1 protein-coding gene is annotated in these 1,199 nt (G+C 48.3%); it reads left to right on the top strand.

Translation table 11 applies throughout. From position 1 onward, the window contains the following. The coding region (gene tuf / locus PR699_RS19605; protein WP_053111003.1) for an elongation factor Tu at positions 1–1,184 on the top strand (1,184 nt) is incomplete at its 5' end. Positions 1,185–1,199: the final 15 nt, after the last annotated feature.

Genomic DNA, 1,199 nt, shown 5'->3' with positions numbered 1-1,199 from the left:
TGTCTAAAGAAAAATTTGAACGTTCAAAACCGCACGTTAACGTTGGTACAATCGGCCACGTTGACCACGGTAAAACTACCCTGACAGCAGCAATCACTACTGTTCTGGCAAAAACTTACGGCGGTAGCGCTCGTGCATTCGATCAAATCGATAACGCACCAGAAGAAAAAGCGCGTGGTATCACCATCTCTACTTCTCACGTAGAGTACGATACACCAACTCGCCACTACGCACACGTAGACTGCCCAGGACACGCCGACTATGTTAAAAACATGATCACGGGTGCTGCTCAGATGGACGGTGCAATCCTAGTTGTTGCGGCAACAGATGGCCCAATGCCACAAACTCGTGAGCACATCCTGTTAGGTCGTCAGGTTGGCGTTCCTTACATCATCGTGTTCCTGAACAAATGTGACATGGTAGACGACGAAGAGCTGCTGGAACTGGTTGAAATGGAAGTTCGTGAACTTCTGTCTCAATACGATTTCCCAGGTGATGACACTCCAGTTATCCGTGGTTCAGCGCTGAAAGCGTTGGAAGGCAACCCAGAGTGGGAAGCGAAAATCGTTGAACTAGCAGAAGCACTGGACAGCTACATCCCAGAGCCAGAGCGTGCAATTGACAAGCCATTCCTGCTGCCAATCGAAGACGTATTCTCAATCTCAGGTCGTGGTACAGTAGTCACAGGCCGTGTTGAGCGTGGTATCATCAAAGTTGGTGAAGAAGTTGAAATCGTAGGTATCAAAGAGACTGCGAAAACTACTTGTACTGGCGTTGAAATGTTCCGTAAACTGCTGGACGAAGGCCGTGCGGGTGAGAACGTAGGTGTTCTGCTGCGTGGTACTAAGCGTGAAGAAATCGAACGTGGTCAAGTTCTGGCGAAACCAGGTTCAATCAAGCCACACACAACTTTCGAATCAGAAGTTTATATTCTGAGCAAAGATGAAGGTGGTCGTCACACGCCATTCTTCAAAGGTTACCGTCCACAGTTCTACTTCCGTACAACTGACGTAACAGGTACTATCGAACTGCCAGAAGGCGTAGAGATGGTAATGCCAGGCGACAACGTGAACATGAAAGTAACTCTGATTCACCCAATCGCGATGGACGATGGTTTGCGTTTCGCAATCCGTGAAGGTGGCCGTACAGTAGGTGCGGGTGTTGTTGCAAAAATCATTGCATAATAACAACCCACTGTA

This window comes from Providencia sp. PROV268 (genome assembly GCF_028477805.1).
Classification (GTDB): Bacteria; Pseudomonadota; Gammaproteobacteria; order Enterobacterales; family Enterobacteriaceae; genus Providencia; species Providencia stuartii.
This window is presented reverse-complemented; position numbering and strand designations above follow the sequence as displayed.